Origin of the sequence: Streptomyces sp. SID5910, assembly GCF_009862125.1 — a bacterium.
Lineage (GTDB): Bacteria > Actinomycetota > Actinomycetes > Streptomycetales > Streptomycetaceae > Streptomyces.
The window spans coordinates 1-287 of sequence record NZ_WWHX01000111.1 but is presented as its reverse complement, the minus strand read 5'-3'; the positions used below and the strand labels follow the sequence as shown (position 1 = coordinate 287).

Below are 287 nucleotides of genomic sequence, written 5' to 3'. Positions count from 1 at the left end.
GAGCCGCCGGTGGTGGTGCCGTGGGTGGTGTCCGCGAAGTCGGAGTCGGCGCTGCGAGCGCAGGCGGAACGGCTCGCCGCTTACGTACGCGACCGGGCGGACGTGTCGCCGGTGGACGTCGGATGGTCGTTGGCGACGACGCGGTCGGCTTTCGAGCACCGCGCGGTGGTCCTGGATGGACTGAACGGCCTTGAGGTTCTGGCTGAGGGTCGTGAGGCTCCAGGTGTGGTGTGGGGGAGCGCGGCGGGTGCGGATGGCCGTGCGGTGTTCGTGTTCCCGGGTCAGGG

Annotated in this window: 1 protein-coding gene; it reads left to right on the top strand. The window is 71.1% G+C overall.

The features are described from left to right. Nucleotides 1–24 precede the first annotated feature (24 nt). On the top strand, nucleotides 25–287 hold a 263-nt coding region (locus GTW67_RS37430), incomplete at its 3' end, for a CurL C-terminal domain-containing protein (protein WP_524539741.1).